Annotated in this window: 14 protein-coding genes; 2 read left to right on the forward strand and 12 right to left on the reverse strand. The window is 68.1% G+C overall.

What is annotated here, in order from left to right; translation table 11 throughout:
* Positions 1 to 8: 8 nt before the first annotated feature.
* Together ABZ004_RS19205 and ABZ004_RS19210 are read right to left on the reverse strand one after the other, a co-directional pair.
* A complete protein-coding gene (locus ABZ004_RS19205; RefSeq protein WP_355681226.1) occupies positions 9 to 1,301 on the reverse strand; it encodes an MFS transporter in 1,293 nt (430 codons plus the stop codon).
* Complete coding sequence (locus tag ABZ004_RS19210; RefSeq protein WP_355681227.1) at positions 1,298 to 1,645, reverse strand: sterol carrier family protein; 348 nt, start codon at positions 1,643 to 1,645, stop codon at positions 1,298 to 1,300. The genes ABZ004_RS19205 and ABZ004_RS19210 overlap by 4 nt, the downstream gene beginning before the upstream one ends.
* Positions 1,646 to 1,727: 82 nt before the next feature.
* On the opposite strand from ABZ004_RS19210, the gene ABZ004_RS19215 reads away from it, so the two are divergent.
* Entirely contained in the window at positions 1,728 to 2,366 is a 639-nt protein-coding gene (locus tag ABZ004_RS19215) for a hypothetical protein (protein WP_355681228.1), read from the forward strand.
* Here the strand turns inward: ABZ004_RS19215 and ABZ004_RS19220 are convergent.
* From ABZ004_RS19220 to ABZ004_RS19265, 10 genes are all read right to left on the reverse strand, one after another.
* Positions 2,363 to 3,901 (reverse strand): alpha/beta hydrolase, encoded by a 1,539-nt coding sequence (locus ABZ004_RS19220; RefSeq protein ID WP_355681229.1) that lies wholly within the window; start codon positions 3,899 to 3,901, stop codon positions 2,363 to 2,365. The genes ABZ004_RS19215 and ABZ004_RS19220 overlap by 4 nt on opposite strands.
* On the reverse strand, positions 3,901 to 4,878 hold the full coding sequence (ricT, locus tag ABZ004_RS19225) for a regulatory iron-sulfur-containing complex subunit RicT (RefSeq protein ID WP_355681254.1): 978 nt from the start codon (positions 4,876 to 4,878) through the stop codon (positions 3,901 to 3,903). The genes ABZ004_RS19220 and ricT overlap by 1 nt, the downstream gene beginning before the upstream one ends.
* A gap of 45 nt (positions 4,879 to 4,923) precedes the next feature.
* Positions 4,924 to 5,895 (reverse strand): DUF4190 domain-containing protein, encoded by a 972-nt coding sequence (locus ABZ004_RS19230; protein ID WP_355681230.1) that lies wholly within the window; start codon positions 5,893 to 5,895, stop codon positions 4,924 to 4,926.
* 37 nt (positions 5,896 to 5,932) lie between these two features.
* Positions 5,933 to 6,607 carry a DUF4190 domain-containing protein gene (locus tag ABZ004_RS19235; RefSeq protein WP_355681231.1) on the reverse strand — a complete coding sequence of 225 codons (675 nt, stop codon included), beginning with the start codon at positions 6,605 to 6,607 and terminating at the stop codon, positions 5,933 to 5,935.
* A gap of 125 nt (positions 6,608 to 6,732) precedes the next feature.
* Positions 6,733 to 7,902 (reverse strand): DNA polymerase III subunit delta', encoded by a 1,170-nt coding sequence (locus tag ABZ004_RS19240; protein ID WP_355681232.1) that lies wholly within the window; start codon positions 7,900 to 7,902, stop codon positions 6,733 to 6,735.
* A complete protein-coding gene (tmk, locus tag ABZ004_RS19245; protein WP_355681233.1) occupies positions 7,899 to 9,890 on the reverse strand; it encodes a dTMP kinase in 1,992 nt (663 codons plus the stop codon). The genes ABZ004_RS19240 and tmk overlap by 4 nt, the downstream gene beginning before the upstream one ends.
* A gap of 41 nt (positions 9,891 to 9,931) precedes the next feature.
* On the reverse strand, positions 9,932 to 12,760 hold the full coding sequence (locus ABZ004_RS19250) for a glycoside hydrolase family 2 TIM barrel-domain containing protein (protein WP_355681234.1): 2,829 nt from the start codon (positions 12,758 to 12,760) through the stop codon (positions 9,932 to 9,934).
* A 76-nt stretch (positions 12,761 to 12,836) separates the two neighbouring features.
* Positions 12,837 to 13,280 carry a Fur family transcriptional regulator gene (locus ABZ004_RS19255; protein ID WP_355681235.1) on the reverse strand — a complete coding sequence of 148 codons (444 nt, stop codon included), beginning with the start codon at positions 13,278 to 13,280 and terminating at the stop codon, positions 12,837 to 12,839.
* A gap of 10 nt (positions 13,281 to 13,290) precedes the next feature.
* Positions 13,291 to 16,062, reverse strand: coding sequence for a type I DNA topoisomerase (gene topA / locus ABZ004_RS19260; RefSeq protein ID WP_355681236.1), 2,772 nt, complete (start codon positions 16,060 to 16,062; stop codon positions 13,291 to 13,293).
* 435 nt (positions 16,063 to 16,497) lie between these two features.
* A complete protein-coding gene (locus ABZ004_RS19265) occupies positions 16,498 to 17,799 on the reverse strand; it encodes a hypothetical protein (protein WP_355681237.1) in 1,302 nt (433 codons plus the stop codon).
* Positions 17,800 to 17,964: 165 nt separating this feature from the next.
* Here ABZ004_RS19265 and ABZ004_RS19270 point away from each other — a divergent pair, with 165 nt between their 5' ends.
* A complete protein-coding gene (locus ABZ004_RS19270; RefSeq protein ID WP_355681238.1) occupies positions 17,965 to 21,738 on the forward strand; it encodes an NPCBM/NEW2 domain-containing protein in 3,774 nt (1,257 codons plus the stop codon).
* Positions 21,739 to 21,841 lie beyond the last annotated feature (103 nt).

Below are 21,841 nucleotides of genomic sequence, written 5' to 3' on the forward strand. Positions count from 1 at the left end.
CTCTCCCACTACCCGGCCGCCTCGGCCGCTGTCCGGAGGTCGCGCTCGCGAATGGCGTGTTCGTCCGTGCGCGCGTCGTACCGCCAGAACTCCCGCAACCACGCGGTCGTCGCGACCACGCCGATCACACAGAGGGCACCGCCGCTGACGATCGCCGTACGGACCGTCGTCAGGTCGGCCACGATGCCTGAACGCGCCTGACCGCCCAAAGGCCCGAGCGAGTAACCGAGCATCTCGATCCCTGCCAGCCGGCCGCGCATCTCGTCCGGGATGGTCTGGTTCCAGATCACCGACCGGAACAGCACCGAGACCATGTCCGCACCCCCGGCCAGCGCGAAGAACCCGATCGCGATCCAGATGTTCGGCGCCAGCCCGGCCAGGCCGACCGCCGCACCCCAGCAGATGGTCGCGATCACCACCGCGCGGCCCTGGTGATGGACCCGCTTCGCCCAGCCGCTGGTCAGGCTGGCGGCCATCGCGCCGATCGCCTCCGCGCTGTAGAGCAGACCCAGCAGTTTCGGCTCCTTCAGGATGTCGGTGGCGAAGGCGGGGAAGAGCACGATCGGCATCGCCATGAACATGCCGACCATGTCGACGACGTACGTCGCGAGCAGGTCCTTGCGGCGGTACGCGTAGACGATCCCTTCGCCGATCCCGCGCAGGCTCGGCGGCTTGCTGTGCTCGTTCACCTTGTACGAACCCAGGGCGGTGTAGAGCGCGGTGGCGATCAGCAGACCGGCCAGCTCGATCCCGAAGGCCCAGCTGACGCCCGCGGTGCCGACGAGGACGCCGCCCAGCGCAGGACCGGCGAGCTGGCCGACCTGCGAGGTGAGAGAGCTCAGCGCGACGGCGGCGGGCATCTCCTGGTGCTTGACCACCCGGGGCAGCAACGCCTCGCGGCTCGGGCGCTGCAGCGACGTGGCGATCGCGGTCAGCGCACCGCAGACGTAGATCACCCAGACCTGTGGATGGGCGAGCAAGCTGTTGGTGAGCACCACCGCGAGGATCACCGCCTGGGCGATCCCGGTGGCGATCAGGGTCTTGCGGCGATCCATGTGATCCGCGAGCGCCCCGCCGTACAGGCCGAAGACGACCAGCGGGGCGATCGTCACCAGGCCCATCGCGCCGACGGCGAAGTTGGAGCCGGTCAGCTGGTAGAGCTGGAACGGCAGCGCGACGTACCCGACCATGCCGCCGAGGTAGAAGACGGTCCCGGCGACCAGCAGGATCCGGAAGTCACGGGAGCCGCGCCACGGCGTCAGGTCGACACTCAGGCGGCTCAACCGCGTTCGAAGACTCACCGCACAACCAACGGCAGGAGTGCGGTGAGATCCGTCCGCTCACCGGAGGCCCGGACCTTCCCGGTCGCGCGGGCGTCTGCCCAGCCGATCCGGCCCAGCGCCAGGTCGATCCACATCTCGGCGGGCAACTCGATCACCGCGCCCGGCGTACCGCGGGTGTGCCGTGGTCCCTCGATGCACTGCACGGCTCCGTACGGCGGGACGCGGACCTCGACCGCATGCCCGGGGGCCTTCGCCACCAGAAGATTCAGCAGCTGTTTCACCAGAAGTTTCAGGTCGGCCCGTTCCGCCTCACCGGCGTCGTAGCGGCGCAATGCCTCCGCGAGGGCCTGTTCGGTCTCCACGACGGGCCAGCGTACGCCGGGTTTCGGCGAAGGCCCCTTCGTAGTCGATAATCAGCATGAGGCAACGGAAGGCGAGGTCGGGATGCTGACGCCCAGGCACCAGGCGCTGCTGGCGACACTGGCGGGAATGACTGTCGGCGTGGCCGTCTTCGGCACGGTTCTGGCGATCAACCGGGACAACGGCGACAACACGGCTGCGCACGTGGTGACCACCCCGTCCCAGACGCCGAGTACGCCGGGCCCGACCGATGGGTTGCAGGCCGCCTCGCTGCAGTACGTGGCGCAGACCTTCGGCACCAAGCAGTCTCCGGTGACCGCCGAGGTGCCGGCCGGCTGGGTCAGCTCCCAGGCGGGCACCAGGCCGCGGTTCCTGGACCCGACCGGTGTCTGGCAGATCCGGTTCGACACCCGGGGCAGCAAGCAGGCCCCGGACGCGATGGTCGACGCCCGCGCGAACAGCATCGACGAGCAGGACCTGACCGTGATCAGCCGCACCGACGGCACCCTGGTCTACACCTACACCGACAAGGTGCGCGGTCCGCGGATGGGCATGTCGCGCTGGATCGCGGCCGAGGGTGGCCGGCGATCGGCGATCGAGATCACCGTCGGCGGCCGTCCGCAGGACCAGGACGCGCTCAAGGCCGTCCTGGAGCACGCGACCGACACCCTGCAGCTCCCGCCGCAGGACACCGGCGACTCAGCCGATCCGCGCCCCAACTAGCACTGGATGTCGGTGGCCGGCGGGGTGCCCTTCAGCAGGTAGGTCTCCACGGCCTTGTCCACGCAGTCGTTGCCTTCGTGGTAGCCGGTGTGCCCGTCGCCGTCGCGGGAGATCAGGACGCCGTTCTCCAGCTGGTGCGCCAGCCCGACGGCCCACGAGTACGGCGTGGCGGGGTCGCGCGTCGTACCGACCACCACGATCGGCTTCGACCCGGCCGCGGTGATCTTGTGCGGCTTGTCGACCGGCTTCACCGGCCAGTTCGCACACGGCAGCGAGCCCCAGAGCAGGAACGAGCCGAACCGCGGTGACGCGGCGTCGAACTTCGCCTGCTCGGCCTTGCCGCTGGCCACCGACGTGAGATCCGGCCGGTCGAGGCAGTTGACCGCGTAGATCACCTCGCCGGCGTTGTTGCTGTAGCCCTTCGGAGTGCGGTCCGTGTACTCGTCGGCGTTCGCGAGCAGCCGCGCACCCTTGCCGGCCAGCCCGTCGACCACCGCGTCCTCGAGCCGCGGCCAGTACTGCTTCACGTAGAGGGGGAAGATGATGCCCAGTACGGCGATCGCTTGGGTCACCTCACGCTTGCCGTCACCGGGGAGCGGCTTGGCATCGGTGTCCTTGATCAGCTTGTCCACATTGGCCAGCACTTCGGCCTTCGTCGTACCCAGTCTGCAGCTTCGTTGTGCGCAGTCCTCGGCGAACGCGTCCAACGCGGTGTCGAAGCCCTTCGCCTGCGCGATGTTGTTGTCCTCCGACGACAGCGACGGGTCGATCGCGCCGTCGAGCACCAGCCGGCCCACGTTCCGCGGGAAGAGCTCCGCGTAGGTGGCACCGAGGAGGGTGCCGTACGACATGCCCAGGTAGTAGAGCTGCGGGTCGCCGACGATCCCCCGCAGTACGTCGATGTCGCGGGCCGCGTCCTTGGTGGAGACGTGCGGCAACAGCTCGCCGGAACGCTGCTCGCAGCCTCCTGCGAGGATCTTCGCCTGCTCGTTGAGGGCGTTGATCTCGGCGTCGTCGTCCGGGCTGCCGTCCGCGGCGATGAACTTGTCCATCTGCTCGGTGTCCAGACAGGTCACTGGCGTGGATTGGCCGACGCCGCGCGGGTCCCAGCCGATCACGTCGAACTTGCGCAGCAGGGCCGGCCCGAGCACGAAGCCGGCCGCGGCCGCGAAGTCCAGGCCGGAACCGCCCGGACCACCCGGGTTGATGAAGAGCGTGCCGACCTTGCCGGTCCGGTCGCGGGCCGGCACCTTGCGGGCGCGCAGCTCGATCGTCTTGCCGGTCGGCTTGGTGTAGTCCAGCGGCACGGTGATCGTGGCGCACTGGTTCCCCGAGCCGCAGCGCTCCCAGTTCGGCTGCTGGTGGTAGAACGTCTCCAGTCCGGCGGGGATCGGGCCGGCCGGACCCGTGGGCGTCGTACCGCCGCCTGGCACCGCGCCGCCGGACCCGTCGGAGTCCTGGGCCCTGCTGGCCACTCCACATCCACTCACCAGCACCGCCAGGGCTGCCAGACCTGCGATCGTCCTGCGCGTCATCACTGCGAGCTGTCTCCCGTGTCTTGGTCGTCGCCTGCCTGACTCAGCCGGCGCCGTCGCCGCGGTTTCCGCCGCGGACCCTCTGGAGTCTGCTCGACGACAGGCTCATCCAGCACTACCGGCGGCTCGACTGCTACGGCATCCGGCGTAGTCGTCGGCGAGGCCTCGTACTGCTGGCGTGGCGAACACACGTCCGCGCGGCTGCACGCACAGCGCCGCCCCGACGCAGCAAGCCGTACGACGACGGTGTCGCTGGGCACGTTGTGCCCGACGACGACCCCGTCCCCCGCCGGCGTCTCGACCGCGGTGCCGGTGGCCGGTGCCTTCGCGTTGAACTCCTGGTAGAGCGGGTGCTCGTACTTGAGGCAGCACATCAGCCGGCCGCACGCACCGGAGATCTTCAACGGGTTGAGCGGCAGGTCCTGGTCCTTGGCCATCCGGACGCTGACCGGCTCGAAGTCCTTCAGGAAGGTCGCGCAGCACAGATCCCGCCCGCACGGGCCGATCCCGCCCTGCAGCCGGGCCTCGTCGCGGGCGCCGACCTGGCGGAGCTCGATCCGGGCCCGCAGGCCCCGGGCGAGATCGCGGACCAGTTCACGGAAGTCGACGCGATGCGGTGCCGAGAAGTAGATGATGACCAGCTGGTCGACGTCGGCGCGCCGGTCGACGAAGTCGATGCCGACCACCTTCATCGGCAGGCCGTGCTCGCGGATCAGCCGCTTCGCGATGAGCCGGGCGTCGGCGCGGCGCTCACGGTTCTGCTCGTCGCGATCCAGATCGGCGGTCGTCGCGATGCCTTCGCACAGCGGCAGCCCACCGATCTCCTCGGTCACGTACTGCGGCGCCCAGACGCACTCGGCCACCTCGGGCCCGTCGTCGGTCGGCACCAGCACTTTGTCCCCGACCCGCGGTCGATGCGAGCCGGGATCCAAGTAATACAGCCGCCCGTACCGCTCGAACGACACCGCCATCACCATTCCCACGCCGCCAGACTACGTGGCAGTCGGCGTTTCGGTGCGTTCCTACCGCTTACTGCCCTTCACGCTGCCGTGCAGGATGTCGCCGTCGTCGGCCTCGACGGCGCAGATGACGATCCGGTTGTTGACCTTCCAGAGGCTCTCGTCCGGCCACCAGTAGTTCGACTTCCGTACCGACTTCTCCAGCGGAACCCCGACATACTTCGCGAATTCCGCCCGGCAGGCGCGCCGGGCGGTTTCCTGCACCTTGGCGTCACCGGGGTACGCGCCGCGCGGCAGCGTGACGTTCGCGATCAGCTCGCCCTGGTGGTCGATCGGACACGGCTGCCGGAGCACCTGGCCCTCCTCGGACCCTTCGTCGAAACACTCCCCGACGACCAGTTCGTCGGCGTAGACCGGGTCGGGCGTCGGCGTCGCGGAGTAGGAGCTGACCGGTTCGTCGGACCCGTAGTCGTCGGTGCCCTCGTTCCAGTCGACCACGATGAAGAAGACCGTGAGCGCCCCGACGACCACGGTGATCAGGCTGCCGAGGACGAGCCCGGCCACGGCCTGACCGGTGCCTCTCTCCTGCCGGCGCTTGATCTGCACCAGAGCAGCGATCCCGAGCCCGATCGCGACCGGCGCGACGAGCGAGATGAAAACGCCGACCAGACCGCAGACGAGGGCGGCGATCGCCAACCCGTTCGTCTTGGCCTGCTGCACCCCCTGATACCCGTAGCCGTAGGCGAACTGAGGATACTGTCCGCCCTGATACTGCTGCGGTCCCTGGTACGGCGGGGGTGGCGGGGGAAGCTGGTACGGCGAACCCTGCACCGGCGAACTCGGCGGCACGAACGGCGCGCCCGCATCCTGCGGCCGGTCGTACGGATTCTGCTTCCGCGCGACCGGATCCTGCGGCCGGTCGTACGGGTTCTGCTTCGGCGCAGTCTCCTCCGGCCGCCCGTACGTCGGAAAGCCCGACGCCGGCGGCGAGTCCTGCGGACGGTTGGGGTCCGGTGGGTAGGGCGGGTAGCTCACGGTCTCCCCCCGAGAAGCTTGGATGTCCTGCCCGGCATCAGCGCTGCGATCCGCGCATCGTGCCGGTGAGTTGCCGGCCGGGTTTGCCGACCAGGCAGAGGACGTTGCCATCAGCAACAGGACGATCTTCCAGTACGACGTAGTACATGTCCAGTTCCGATTGTGCGTAAGGCTTCCCGACGAACTCCTGGAAAGACGTCGCACATGCCTGGGTCGCCGCCGTCCCCTTCTGCTCGGTGGAAAGCCCGGACAACCCGGCCGACACCTTCGCATAGGCCTCGCCGGTGTGCCCGGTCGAGCAGTCGGCGATCGTGACCAGCTTGAGGGTGTCGCCGCCGTCCAGGTCCGCGTCGAAGCATTGCCGGACATCCAGCTGGCCGATCTGGACCGACCGGCCGATCCCGGCCTTGTGTTCGCCGTACAGACCGAGCGCGGCGGCGACGCCGAGCGTGATCGCCCAGCAGACGCTGATCGCCAGCGCCGCGATCGCCAGCCCACGCCCGCGGGCGCCGGATTTCCGGATCCGGGCCAGGCCGATCAGCGCGAGTACCGCGCCGACCGGGGCGGTGAGTCCGGGCAGGCTGACCACGAACCCCGCTACGGCGTACCGGTCCAGCCGGCGTTCGCCGGGCAGCGGTACGCCGGTCAGCCACGACTCCGCGGACGGCAGGCGCGTCCGGGCAGGCTGAATCGGAGCGGGTGGTTGGGTCATGCAAGTCCTTAGGAAACGGCCGCTGCCTTGATCGGGAGGACGCGACAGCCGGGTGTCCAGCCACCGCTGACATCGGACCGGCCGCCGGCTTCGTTACAACGCCGTCCGCCTTTCAGGCGGCCGTCTCACCCCTCGAACAGGGCGATCGTCATCGCCTCGAGCGCCAGCAGCGGCGCGACGTTCCCCTCGATCGCCTCGCGACAGGCCGACAGCGCGTCGATCCGGCGAATCGTCTGTTCCGGGGTGGTCCGGGTCGCGAGTTGCTCGATGTTGCGGTGCAGTTCGGCATTGATCAGCTCGGCACCGGCGCCGGTCTGCAGGACCAGGACATCGCGGTACAGCGCCATCAGATCGACCAGCGACCGGTCGAGGACGTCCCGCTCCCAGCGCTTGGCCCGGGCCTTCTGCTGGTCCTCGAGTTCCTTGAGCGCCGCGGCGGTCTCGCGCGGTTTGGCGCCCTTGGTGCCCATCCCGAGCGCCTGTTCCAGCTCGGCCCGTTCCTTCTCGTCCACCTTCGCCGCGCTGACCTTGGCCTCGGCCTTGGCGGCGTCGACGAGCTGCTGGGCCAGGTTCAGGCAGGCGCCGATGTCGCGCAGCTCGAACGGCACCTCGAGCACCTTGTTCCGGCGGTCCCGGACCTCACCGTCCCGCGCCAGTGCGCGGGCCCGGCCGATGTGGCCCTGCGCGGCGCGGGCCGCGAACCCGGCCAGCTCGGGCTCGACGCCGCCCTGGGTGGCGAGCATCTCGGCGATCGCGGCGACCGGCGGCGTCCGGAGTACGAGCAAGCGGCAGCGGGACCGGATCGTGGGGACGACGTCCTCGACCGTCGGGGCGCAGAGCACCCAGACCGTCCGTGGCGCAGGCTCCTCGATGCTCTTCAGCAACGCGTCGGCGGCCTGCTCGGTGAGCCGGTCGGCGTCCTCGACGACCATCACCTGCCAGCCGCCCTGGGTCGGGCTCATCGCGGCCCGGCGGACGAGTTCGCGGATCTCGCTGACGCGGATCGACAGCAACTCGGTGCGGATCAGGGAGACGTCGGGGTGCGAGCCGCTGATCGCCGTACGGCAGACAGCGCACTCGCCGCAGCCCTGGTTGGGGCATTGCAGTGCGGCCGCGAAGGCGCGGCCCGCGTTCGACCGGCCGGATCCAGGTGGGCCGGTGATCAGCCAGGCGTGGGTCATGCCGTTGGTCGCGGTGCCGGTCTCGCCGCGCATCCGGGCTGCGGCCCCGTTCACGGCTCGTTGCAGCACTGCGACTGCGGGCTCCTGCCCGACCAGGTCGTCCCACACTGTCATGGCGTCACCTTCGGCAGCATCGGCAGCAAACGCGCCTGGATCTGGAGCGCGAGCTGCTCGCGCTCCAGGGTCGCGTCGAGGACCAGGTAGTGCTGCGGTTCGGTCGCCGCGAGCTCCAGGAACGCGGCCCGGACCCGCTCGTGGAAGTCGGCCGACTGGGCCTCGATCCGGTCCCGCTCCTCGAACCGGCCGAGGCCGCTCTTCGGCGGAAGGTCGAGCAGGATGGTCAGGTTCGGCCGGAGATCGTCGGTGGCCCAGCGGTTCACCCGCTCGACGTCGGCCAGGTCGAGATCGCGGCCGGATCCCTGGTAGGCCAACGCGGAATCGACGTACCGGTCGGTGATCACGACGGCGCCGGCCTTCAGCGCGGGCCAGATCACCGAGTCGACATGCTCGGCCTTGTCGGCGGCGTACAGCAGCGCCTCGGCCCGGTGCGAGATGTCGCCGGTGGCCGGATCGAGGACGATCTGCCGCAGCGTCTTGCCGAGATCGGTCGCGCCCGGCTCGCGGGTCAGCAGCACCTGCTGGCCCTGCTCCTCGAGCCACTTCACCAGCAGCGCGGACTGGGTCGACTTGCCGGCCCCCTCGCCGCCTTCGAGCGCGATGAACAGGCCGGTGGTCGGGTAGACGCCGGGAGTCTTGCCGAAGCTGCGGCGCAGGTCGCGCCAGAACGGTACGCCGGGGCGGTCGTCCATCTGCTTCCAGGCGATCAGGCCGATCACGCCGGCCAGCACGGCGGCGATCAGCATCGTGATCGCGGCACCGTTGTAGGTGATCGAGTGGCCACCGACCGTCAGCGTGGGCCGGCCGATCGCACCGGCGATGAACGGGGCCACCGCCAGTGTCACGGCGAGCACGGTCCGGACCGCGGACTGGACGAACGCGAAGGTCCGGCCACGCACGTTGTCCGGCACTTCGAGGCCGAGCAGCGTGTAGCCGGAGACCCAGGACGCGCCGGCGCAGAAGCCGAGCACGATCGCGATCATGGTGGCGATCTCGATCTGCTGGATCAGCGCGAGCCCGGCCAGCCCGATCCCCGAACCGACCAGGCCGGCCGCGAACAACCGGCGCCTGGAGAGTCCCGAGAACAAGCGCGGGGCGAAGCCCATCCCGAGGGCCAGACCACCGAAGACGGCGCCGAACAGTACGCCGTACCCGGGATCGCCGGCGTGCAGGCCCTCGACGTACGTCCGGCCGAGGCCGATCACGACCGCACCGGCCGCGAAGGCACCGGAGATGCCGACGACCAGGCCGCGGACGACCGGCGTACCGGTCACGTAGGACCAGCCTTCGACCACCGTGCGCCACAGCGTCGGGTGTTCCTCGTGGTCGTGGCTGCCGGAGCGGCCGATCTCGGCGACCGACACGATCGCCAGGCCGGAGATCACGAAGGTGGCGGCGTTCACGTACACCGCGAGGTTGATCGAGAAGTTGCCGCCGAGACCGCGGGTGACGAGGGTGATCGCGGTGAAGATGGCTGCTGCCGGGAGAGCCGACCCGTACGTCGTGATCAGGCTCAGCTGGTTGGCGGCCTCGAGCCGGTGCCGGGGCACCAGGTTCGGGACGCTGGCGTCCTTGGCCGGGCCCCAGATCAGGCTGACGATCTCGATCAGCACGGTCGCGACGAAGACCCAGGTCAGCGTGCCGACGATCGGGATGCTGACGAAGAAGGCGGCCCGGATCAGGTCGCCGATGATCATCGTCCAGCGCCGGTCCAGCCGGTCCGCGATCCAGCCGGCCACCGGGCCCATCACCAGCGCGGGCAGCACGCGCAGGAACAGCACGCCGCCGATCGCGAAGTTCGCCGCCTGGTAGTCGTCGCCCGCGAACGCCTTCGCCATCGCGGTCAGCGCCAGCAGACCGATCCAGTCGCCCAGGCTGGACAGCCCGAACGCGATCCAGAGCCGCCGGAACGCCCGGATCCGCAACACCGCGCGCAGGTCATGCGCCGGTGCAGGGTCAGTCAGCGGGTCATACACCTCCGGCACACCCCAAACCCTATCCGGGCACACCGACAACCCCTACGCGGCTACCTGCTGAACCTCACCGACAGCGAGGCCGGCGCCGTGTGCAGCTTGTACTTGTCCGGCAGCGCCGGGCCGCACGAGTTGGACCCGATGCCGGCCTGCGCCAGATCCAGCGTCACGTACGTCGTATCGCCAGCGACCAGATCCGGAGCGTGCGTCGCATTCACCAGGTCGGCCGTGGTCCAGTGCCGGACCGTGAGGCCGAACAGATCGGGAGCGGCCTCGATCCGGAGCGGCCCGACGGTCGCCCAACGGGTGTCGATCCGGTGACCGTTCTCCTGCGGACGCACGTACGGCGGCTGCAGCTCGTCGACCGTTGCGGAGTACTTCCCGACCGCAGCGGCCTGACGGGTGTCGACGTACGCCTCATTCGGACCCGTGCCGAACCACTCGACCTGGTCCACCCGCGGCAGCTCGAAGGTGATCGCCAGCCGCGGCAGTGTCGCCGGGAACTGACCATCGGGCTCCACAGACAGGTCCAGAGCGACAGCACCGTCCTGCGTGTGGCTCCAGCGCCACGTGGCGACTAGACCCCACTGGAGCGCGGGCGGCGCAGTACGGGTGACTACTTCCCAAGCACCGTCGTGCAGCCCGGCTGAGACGAGGCGGTGCTGTACTCGGTGGAGTCCAGCTTCCTTCCAAGCGTCCGTGACGCCAGGGATCGTGTCGTTGTCGGTCGGTGCCCGCCAGACGTCGAGCCGCACGTTCTGCAGGCCGAGTGAAGCTACTGAGATTCCGTTGACGCCTGCGGAGACGTCCTCGCTCGCAGCTTCCGCCCGAGCGTGCCGTGCCTCACCTGCTGCGGTGCCTTCTGCAGCAGAGCCATTCGCGTGCCTCGGTGCTACAGGCTCGTCCAGACGGACCTGACCCCAAGCAATCCGGTGAGCGGCGTCGGCCCACGCAGTACCGTTCGTCAGCTCGGCAGTGACCGTCAGCCAGGTCTCCGGCTGCGAGGCGTCTACCGGCGGAAGCTCAACTGATGCTGTCTTCCCAGGTGCAATCGCCGGAACCTCTAGAACACCTGAGCCGGTGCGCTCGCCCTGAACCTCGGTGACGACGCGGAACGTCAGGTGGCTCGTGTCGAGCACCTCGTACCGGTTGGTGATGCTGAGCGAGCTCTTGTCCCCGGTGATCACCAGCGGCTCGATCACCTTCGTGTACTCGAGCATGCCGGGCGACGGCGTACGGTCCGGGAACAGCAGTCCGTCGCAGACGAAGTTGCCGTCGTGGATCGTCTCGCCGAAGTCCCCGCCGTACGCGTAGAACTCCTTGCCGTCCTTGACGGTCCGCAGGCCGTGGTCGATGAATTCCCAGATGAAGCCGCCCTGGCAGCGCGGGTACTTCTCGAACAGCTCGTGGTAGTCGGCCAGCCCGCCCGGCCCGTTGCCCATCGCGTGCCCGTACTCGCACAGGATGAACGGCAGGCCCCGGTACGACGAGGTGTCCTCGCCGATCTTCGTCACGTCCTCCGGCGAGGTGTACATCTGCGAGTAGATGTCCACGAACTCCGCGTTGGTGTCGCGCTCGTAGTGCACCGGCCGGGACGGATCGCGGTCGTGCGCCCACTCGTACATCGCGCGCAGGTTGTCGCCCATCCCGCACTCGTTGCCGAGCGACCAGATCACGATGCTCGGGTGGTTCTTGTCCCGCTCGACCATCCGGGTCATCCGGGCGACCAGGTCGTCGCGCCAGCGCGGGTCCATCACCGGGTTCGGCAGGTCCGGCGGCTGCGGCTCGTACCCGAACCCGTGCGTCTCCAGGTCGCATTCGTCCACGACGTACAGGCCGTACTGGTCACACAGGTCAAGGAAGTGCGGGTGCGGCGGGTAGTGACTGGTCCGTACTGCGTTGATCCCGGCGCGCTTCATGATCAATACGTCGTCGAGCATGTCCTGCTCGGTCAGTGCGCGACCGCGGTCGGGGTGGAACTCGTGCCGGTTCACCCCGTTGAACAGCACGCGGTTGCCGTTCACGGTAAAGATGCCGTCGACAATTGCGACCGTACGGAAGCCGACCTTGAGCCGTACGTCGCCACCCTCGGTTCGCACAACCGCGTCGTACAGGCGCGGGCTCTCGGCGCTCCACGGCTCCACTGCGGGCACCGGAGTCTCTTGGTTCGTGGGGAACTCCAGCCCGAGCTCCTCGACCACGACGGTGCCCGGGACATCGGAGTCGACCTTCAGGGTGCCTGCGCCGTTGGCGTAGGAGGCGTGCACGAACACGTCGGTCGGCGCCTGCGGCTTCAGTGCGAGCAGATTGACCTCGCGGAAGATGCCGGACAGCCACCACATGTCCTGGTCCTCGAGATAGCTTCCCGCAGACCACTGATGCACCCGGACGACAACTTTCAGGTTGTGGCCTGGGGCAACTCTGTCGGTCAGGTCGAACTCGGTCGGCAGCCGGCTGCCCGACGACCAGCCGACCAGCTCGCCGTCGACGTACACCGCGAACCGCGAGTCGACGCCTTCGAACCGCAGCACGATCCGTGACCCGGCCCAGTCGGCCGGCACCTCGACGGTCCGGACGTAGTCGCCGGTCGGGTTCGCGGTCGGCAGGAACGGCGGCTCGAGCGGAAACGGATAGACGATGTTCGTGTACGCCGGTTCGCCGTACCCGCTGAGCTGCCAGTGCCCCGGCACGCTGATCGTCTCCCAGGACGAGGTGTCCGGGTCCCTCAGGTCGTCCGGCGCCTCGGCCACGCTCGGCGACAGCCGGAAGCTCCAGTCCCCGGCCAGCGGGATGCGCCCGGAATCGTCGTCCAGCCAGGCCCGCGCCGGCAACACGTTCGCCCCGGCCGCGAAGTCTTCGACATAACTGTGGTCATAGGTCACAGAAGCCGACCCTACGACCATTCTGTTCACAATTCCACACCGATGAACAGATATGGACAGCTCCGCACGGCGGGGATCAGGCGAAACAGTCTTTGCAGAGGCCTACCAGGGCGACCTGTTCGGGGGCGAGGTGGAAGCCGAGTTCGCGGAGGACCTTGCGGCGGGCGGGGTCGAGGATGTCGCCGGCGACGTCGAGGACCTTGCCGCACTCGCTGCAGCGCAGGTGCAGGTGCCGGGGGGCGAGGTCGCCGGCCAGGTGGTACGTCGTACCGGCGCGGCCCAGGTGCACATGGGTCACCAGGCCGAACTCGCCGAGGGCGTCCAGCGCGCGGTAGACCGTGGCGCGGTGGATCCCCGGGCGGAGCTGTTCTGCGCGTTCGCCGATCTGCTCCGCGCTCAGGTGTTCCTCGGTGTTGGCGAGCACCTCGACCACGGCCAGCCGGGCCGGGGTGACCCGTTCACCGCGCTCGCGGAGGCGTTGCGCGGTGACGTCGACCGGGCCGTTCGAAGCAGTCGCCATGGCTCACCTATCAGGACTTCTCGGCCGGAGCTTTCTTGGCGGCGGCCGTCTTCTTGGCGGCGGCCTTCTTGGCCGTCGCCTTCTTCGCCGTCGTCTTCTTGGCAGCCGTCTTCTTGGTAGCAGTCTTCTTGGCGGTCGTCTTCTTCGCCGTGGTCTTCTTGGCCGCCTTCTTCGCGGTCTTCTTCACCGGTCCACGGGCCCGCTTGTCGGCGAGCAGCTCGGCCGCGCGGAGCAGCGAGATGGTGTCGACCGAGTCGTCCTTGCGCAGCGTCGCGTTGGTCTCGCCATCGGTGACGTACGGACCGAAGCGGCCCTCCTTCACCACCACCGGCTGACCCGACGCCGGGTCCTCGCCGAGCTCCTTCAGCGGCGGCGCGGCCGCGCGGCGACCCCGCTGCTTCGGCTCGGAGTAGATCTTCAGCGCCTCGTCGAGGGTGATGTCGAACAGCTGGTCCTCGGTCTGCAGCGACCGCGAGTCGGTGCCCTTCTTCAGGTACGGACCGTAGCGACCGTTCTGCGCGGTGATCTCCTCGCCGGACTCCGGGTCCTTGCCGACCACCCGCGGCAGCGACAGCAGTCGCAGCGCGTCGTCCAGCGTCACCGTGTCCAGCGACATGGACGACAGCAGCGATCCGGTCCGCGGCTTGGCGCTCTTCGGCGCGTCCTCCGGCAGCACCTCGGTCACATACGGACCGAACCGGCCGGCCTTGGCCACCACCTTCAGGCCGGTGTCCGGCGTCTTGCCGAGCTCCAGCTCGACGCCCGACGGCTGGCTGAGCAGCTCCTTGGCGCGCTCGACGGTCAGTTCGTCCGGCGGCAGGTCCTCGGGCACGTTCGCCCGGGTCTCGTCCGGACCTTCGACATAAGGCCCGTAGCGACCCACCCGGACCACGATCCCGCTGTCCGGCGGACCGACCGGGAACGTCGACATCTCCCTGGCATCGATGTCACCCAGATCACTCACCATCGACTGCAGGCCTTCGATGCCCTCTTCGCCGAAGTAGAACCGGCCGAGCACCCCTTCGCGCTGCAGGTTCCCGGCCGCGACGTCGTCCAGCACGTCCTCCATCGAGGCCGTGAACGCGTAGTCGACCAGCCGGGTGAAGTGCTCCTCGAGCAGCCGCACCACCGCGAAGGCCAGCCACGCCGGGACCAGCGCGTTGCCCTTCTTGTAGACGTACCCGCGCGCCTGGATCGTGCCCAGGATCGACGCGTACGTCGACGGCCGGCCGATCTCGCGTTCTTCCAGCTGCGCGATCAGCGTCGCTTCGGTGAAGCGGGCCGGCGGCTTGGTCTCGTGCCCCGACGCCAGCACCTCGGTGGCCGGCAGCACGTCGCCCTCGGAGACGTCCGGGATCTGTGTCTCCCGGTCGTCGGTCTCGGCGGACGGGTCGTCCGCGCCCTCGACGTACGCCTTCAGGAAGCCGTGGAAGGTGATCACCCGGCCGGACGAGGTGAACTCGCAGTTCTCCCCCGACGAGGCCTTCGCGTCGATCTTGATCGAGACGCTGTTCCCGGCCGCGTCCTTCATCTGCGACGCGATCGTCCGCATCCAGATCAGCTCGTAGAGCCGGTACTCCGCGCCGCTCAGCCCGGTCTGGGCCGGCGTCTGGAACTGCTCACCGGCCGGCCGGATCGCCTCGTGCGCCTCCTGCGCGTTCTTCACCTTCGAGGTGTAGACGCGCGGCTTGTCCGGCAGGTACGACGCGCCGTACAGCTCGCGGACCTGGGCCCGGGCAGCGGTGATCGCCGTGTCCGACAGCGTCACGCTGTCGGTACGCATATAGGTGATGTTGCCGTTCTCGTACAGCCGCTGCGCGATCTGCATGGTCTGCGAGGCGGACATGTTCAGCTTGCGCCCGGCCTCCTGCTGCAGCGTCGTGGTCCGGAACGGCGCGTACGGCTTGCGCGTGTACGGCTTGGACTCGATCGACCGGACGGTAAAAGAGGACTCCCGCAGCGCCGCGGCCAGCGCGGTGGCGGTCGACTGGTCCAGGTGGACCGTGTTGCCGCTCTTCAGCTCACCCGTCGAGGCGAAGTCCCGGCCCTGCGCAACCCGCTTGCTGTCCACCGAGACCAGGCGGGAAGGGAACAACCGGGGCGTCTTGCCCTCGCCGGCGTCGAGGGTGGCATCCAGGTCCCAGTACGACGCGCTGCGGAACGCGATCCGCTCACGCTCACGGTCGACCACCATCCGGATCGCCACCGACTGCACCCGGCCCGCCGACAGCTTCGGCATGACCTTCTTCCACAGCACCGGGCTGACCTCGTAGCCGTACAGCCGGTCCAGGATCCGCCGGGCCTCCTGGGCGTCGACCAGGGCATCGTTGATCTGCCGCGCACTGCCGACCGCGTCCTGGATCGCCTTCGGGGTGATCTCGTGGAAGACCATCCGCTTGACCGGGATCTTCGGCTTCAGCTCGTCCAGCAGGTGCCACGCGATGGCCTCGCCCTCGCGGTCCTCATCTGTGGCGAGATAGAGCTCGTCGGCGTCCTTCAGCAGGTCCTTCAGCTTGCGGATCTGCTGCTTCTTGTCCGCCGGGACGACGTACAGCGGGTCGAAATGGTCCTCGATGTTCACCCCGAGCCGTGCCCAGGGCAGCCCCTTGTACTTCGCCGGGATCTCGTCGGCCCCCTTGGGCAGGTCCCGGATGTGGCCGAAACTCGACTCCACCACGTACCCGGACCCCAGGAAACCGGCGATCATCCGCGCCTTCTTCGGCGACTCGACGATCACCAGACGACGACTGGTTGCTGCCTTGGTACCGGATACCCCTGCCACTGCGCTCCTAGCTCTTGCCGCTCTCGTGATGCCCACAACGCCTACGGCCGGACCACTGTTCCCCCGAGCAGCTTGTACCGACCCGTCCGAGGACAGAGTACGGCCGACAGCAACGCATTTCTCAACGCACGGTAACCGCTCGGGGCGTCGCCGGCCTCATCAGCGTTCCAGAAACCGGGCGAAAAACGCGCCCAGCGCGCGTCGGACGAGACCGACGGCACACTCCGGACCGACCGTTCCGAGGCCTTGCGACCGAGGCAGGACCACCCGGTACGGCGTACTCGGTCTGCCGCTGCCTGCAGAGGAACCGCGACGAGGCCGATGGACAAAGCGGCGACGAGGACTGACCTGTTCATGTCCCCGACCCAACCCGTTCCACCGGCCGCGCGAATCAACCGACGGCTTGATCTTCGAATCAACCCGTGGGTGCAGATCTCACCGCACGAACTGCACTTCCGGGAAACGCGGAGACTCCTTGCGCAGCAACGCTTGGGGGCGGTGTTTGAGGAACTGGTTGAAGAAGGCGGTCAGGTACGCGTTCTGCGCCGCGACACTGCGGTCCGGGTCGATGGTGCCGACGCGCAGCGCGATCGAGTCGTCGACGATCGGCGTCTGCCCGAAGATCTTCGGCAGCAGCTGCGGATAGACGAGCTGGTAGTCGGAGAACGACTGCTGCAGCGAGCCGGGCAGTTGCAAGTTGAGCTTCCAGCCCCGCTGCGCCTCCCAGAACGCGGCCCACGACTTGTCGTAGTACGCGGACTTCGGTTGTGTCCGCTGCCTGGTGTCCGAGCCGAACAGCAGGAACGGCCGGTCGAGTCCCTTCTGCGACACCGTGCTCAGCGGCCCGTTGTCGAAGTCGTACTGCAGCATCCCGTCGAGGTCCGCACCAGCCTCGATCCGGCGGTCCTCGAGCATCGCGTTGGCCGTGGTGAAGCCGCCCGCCGAGTAGCCGAACATGCCGACCTTGTGCAGGTCGAGCGAGGTCCGCAGCCCGAACGGCAGCGGCTTGCGATCCACATCCGGGTTGAGACCGTAGGAGAGCAGCGTCAGCTGGTCGAGCACGAACCGGGTGTCGGCCGTCCTGGTGGCGATCGCCTTCTGGTACGCCGGTACGTCGGGCTCGTCCTCCTGCCCCGGCACGAACCGGCCACCCGGTAATGTCACCGGACCCTCGTGCGTGTGATCGATCGTCACGACCACGTACCCCTGGCTGGCAAGCTCCTCGGCCTGCGCGGTGTTCAGCAGCCGGCTGAACGAGTATCCCGGCGAGAACAGCACGACCGGGTGCTTCCCGGACTGGACCTCTACGCCGACCTGCCCGTGGCTGCGGCTGTTCGCGTAGTCGAACGTCCCTTCCGGCAGCCCTGCCCAGACCCACGGTGCCTGGGTCGCGTCGGACGTCTTCCCCGGCATGTACTTGGCGACCGAGCCATGGCTCCCGGAACGGGCTGGGTACCAGAGGCCCACCATCAGTTCACGCTTGCCACCGGGCGCTGACGAGTCGTTCCGCTTCCTGTCGACCAGGTGCAGCTCAGTCGTGCCGATCCGGTACCGCCCGGTCGGCTCCGGCAGGGTCAGCTTGACCGGCTTCACCTCGGGCTCGCCTGCCGCCCGGGTGACCGCACGGTCAGGGTCCAGGGGTGCCGCCTGGGCGAGGGCGGGAACGGTCAGGAGTGCGCTCGCCGTCAGCCCCGCGACCAGAGCCAGGCGGCGACTGAAGACTTGATTGTTCGCCATGCGAATCATCGTCACCGGCCGGCCGCCGAAGCGGGTCCACCGTCCCATGGAGACCTCGTCTCAACTTCGTGACAACGCCGCAGGGTGCCGACCTAGTGACAAACGGCGGTCGGGTGAGCTATCAATAGCGCAATCCTGTTCATAGATGCGTGAAGTGAGGCACTCGTGAGCATCTTTGTCCGCCTTAAACGTTCATCAGTCTCGGTTAAACGTTCAGCGCTCGCCGGTACGGCGGTCGCCCTGATCGCGGGCGCCCTGGTCGCCGGCAGCAGCACGCCCGCGACGGCCCAGCAAGACGCCGGGGACACCTCTCTCGGCGCGGTGACCGGCTTCGCCGCCGACTCCTCGACGTACACGCTGAGCGCCGGTGTCGCCAAAGTGAAAGTTGTGTTCCTGAAGAAGGACGTGTTCCGGCTCTGGCTCGCGCCGGACGGAAACTTCACCGACCCGGCGAACACCCCACCGGCCAACCCGGCCGATCCGGCCTCGAATATCGTCGTCAAGACCGACTACGCGAAGCCGAAGACCACCTGGCACGACCAGGGCAGTTACTACTCGCTGCGGACCGACGCGATCGAAGTACGGGCGAACAAGTCGCCGCTGCGCTTCTCGCTGTACCGGTCGAACGGGCAGCAGATCTGGTCCGAGACGGCCCCGCTGTCCTGGAACGACACCTCGACGACACAGTCGCTCAGCCGTGGCACCAGTGAGCAGTTCTTCGGCGGCGGCATGCAGAACGGCCGGTTCTCACACCGCGACCAGACCATCGCGGTCGCCAGGGACTTCAACTGGGAAGACGGCGGCAACCCGAACGCTTCGCCCTACTACATGAGCACGGCGGGCTACGGCGTACTGCGGAACACCTTCACCCCGGGCAGCTACAGCTTCACCGATCCCGTCGTCACCAAGCACGACGAGAAGCGGTTCGACGCGTACTACTTCGTCGGTGACCTCAAGACCTCGCTGGACCGCTACACCGAGCTCACCGGCCGGCCGTTCATGCCGCCGATCTACGGACTCGAGTACGGCGACTCCGACTGCTACAACCGCGGCCACTACGGCACCGACCCCGATCCCAGCAACGACTGGAAGGTCAACCCCGAGAAGGTCACCACGCTGGACGCCGTGAAGGTCGCCCAGAAGTTCCGTGACAACGACATGCCCGGCGGCTGGATGCTCGTCAACGACGACTACGGCTGTGGGTACTCCGCCAACACCGACTCCGAGCAGGTCAACGGCACCTGGTGGGGCAAACGCGACATCCCCGCGCTGAAGCAGACCGGTGACGAGCTGCGCCAGCGGAACATCCAGATGGGGCTGTGGACGCAGTCGTCCCTGGACCGGCAGCCTGCTGAGGTAGGCGATGCAGGAGTCCGCGTACGCAAGCTGGACGTTGCATGGGTCGGCCCTGGCTACCGCTACGCACTGAGCGCCTGCGACACCGCGCATGACGGCATCGAGCAGTACAGCAACGCCCGTGGCTATGCCTGGATGGTTGAAGGCTGGGCTGGCGCACAGCGCTGCGCAGTGCAGTGGACCGGCGACCACAGCGGTTCGCTGGACGCGATCAAGTGGCAGATCCCGGCCATCACCGGCTCCGGCAACTCCGGAATCGCTTACAGCGCAGGCGATGTGGACGGCATCTTCGGCGGTTCACCGACCAGCTACACGCGTGACCTGCAATGGAAGGTGTTCAACCCGGCCTTCATGACGATGTCCGGCTGGGCCACCCCGGCGTTCAAGCAGCCGTGGACGTACGGCGAGCCGTATACCTCGATCAACCGCAAGTACCTCAAGCTACGCGAGCGCCTGCTGCCGTACTTCTACTCGTACGCCGCCGAGGCGCACAGCACCGGCTCCCCGCTGATCCGTTCGCTCGTGCTCGAGTACCCGAACGATCCGAACACCTGGGGCGACGCAGCGAAGTACGAATTCCTTGCTGGTAAGGAGTTCCTGGTCGCGCCGTCCTGGAGCGCCGGCGAGGTCAAGAGCGGCATCTACCTGCCGAAGGGCAACTGGGTCGACTACTGGTCCGGCAAGGTCTACCAAGGCCCGACAACGGTCAACGGCTACCACGCACCGCTCGACACCCTGCCCCTGTTCGTCAAGGCAGGTGCCGTCGTACCGATGTGGAAGAGCGGCATCAACTCCGCTGCGGAGCAGAGCTTCGCCGATCGGCTCACCGTCGACATCTACCCGCAGGGCAAGTCGTCCTTCTCGCTGTACGAGGACGACCGCGTCACCCGCGACTACAAGCAGGCCAAGTCCGCCAAGCAGCAACTGGAGGTCACCGCACCGACAGCCGCGCGCGGCGACATCACCGTCAAGATTGGCGAAAGCAAGGGCTCGTACGCCGGGAAGCCGGCCACCCGCCCCTACGAGCTCACCGTGCACACCGGCACCGCGCCCGGCACCGTGTCGGTGGACAACACCAAGCTCACCAAGCTGGTCAGCAAGAACGCGTACCTCGCAGCATCGACCGGCTGGTACTACGAGAACGGTGTCGTGCTGGTGAAGACCGCACCGATCTCTACCGCCCGCGCTGCCACGGTCCTGCTCTCCGGAACCACTTCGGTCGGCGGCGGCAAGACCGTGCTGGAGACCTTCGGTACTCCTGAACTCGCGACGCCGTCACTGTGGAACGCGCCCGGCCAGGCGACCGAGGTGACAGCCACCTTCCACAACGCGGGTACCACGACGATGCGCGACGTACGGCTTGCGCTCGACCTTCCCGAGGGCTGGACCGCCAGCGGTTCGAACACCTTCGCCACGGTCGATCCGGGAAAGACCGTCACCACCAAGCTGCAGGTGACTCCAGCTGCTTCGGTGAAGCCGGCCAGCTTCACGTTGAAGCTCAACGCGACGTACAAGGTGCATGACAGTACATATACGAACAGCGCTGTCGGCGCGGCACAGTTGCCGTACGCATCGTTGTCCCAGGCAGCGACCGTGGTCGGTGTGTCGGATGCGACGACCTACGCCAAGGGCAACTTCGACGGCTCTGGTGACAGCTTCAACGGCGAAGCACTGGCGGCCGCCGGCTACACCCCAGGCGCCAAGGTCACGGTGCAAGGCGCAGAGTTCACCTGGCCCACCGGAGCCCCCGGTACGCCGAACGTGGTGAAGGACCAGTCCGCACCGATCCTCGTCTCCGGCACCGGTTCCCACCTCGCTCTACTCGGGGCAGGAGCCAGCCTGAACGCCAAGGGCAGTGTCACCGTCATCTACACCGACGGGTCGGAGTCGCAGTCCACACTGCAACTTCCGAACTGGTGCTGCCAGGACCCGACTACCGGAGGGGCTGCTCTCGCCGTCTCGGTCAAGGGTCGCTACACACCAGCCGGTCTGGGAAACACCACCACCGACTACCGGGTCTTCTACAGCGCGGTACCGCTGGCTCCTGGCAAGACGGTGAAGGCAATCAAGCTGCCCGGTGGCGGTCTCGGGTTCTTCGCGGCCACCATCGCCGACAAGCCCTTGCCACCGGCACCGACCGGGCAGCCCTGGGTCAGCGACCTGGAGTTCCTCGACTCGACGAACGGCTGGGGGCCGGTGGAACGCGATCACAGCAACGGAGAGGACGCGGCCGGTGACGGCGGGCCCATCACGCTCGACGGTACGCAGTACGCGAAGGGCCTCGGCACCCACGCGCCGTCGTCGGTGAGCGTCCGGCTCGGCGCCAACTGCAGCAGCTTCACCGCCAAGGTCGGCGTGGACGACGAGATGGAGGATCGTGGCAAGGTGAGCTTCAAGGTCGCGGTGGACGGCGTGACGAAGTACACATCGGATCTGCTCACCGGAACGTCGCCGACGGTGCCTGTCGCGGTCGATGTCACCGGCGGGCAGACCCTGACGCTGCAGGTGACCGATGCCGGTGACGGCGTCACCAGCGACCACGCCGACTGGGCAGACGCCAGGTTGACCTGCCAGAACCCCTGAGCTGACCTGCAATAACACCTGACGCATCCGACTTTCGGCTGGATTTGCCCTGAAGTACCCCGGAACCCACCTGATCGCCGTCCCAGGGGACGGTACAGGTGGG

This window comes from Kribbella sp. NPDC006257, from assembly GCF_040613535.1.
Classification (GTDB): Bacteria; Actinomycetota; Actinomycetes; order Propionibacteriales; family Kribbellaceae; genus Kribbella.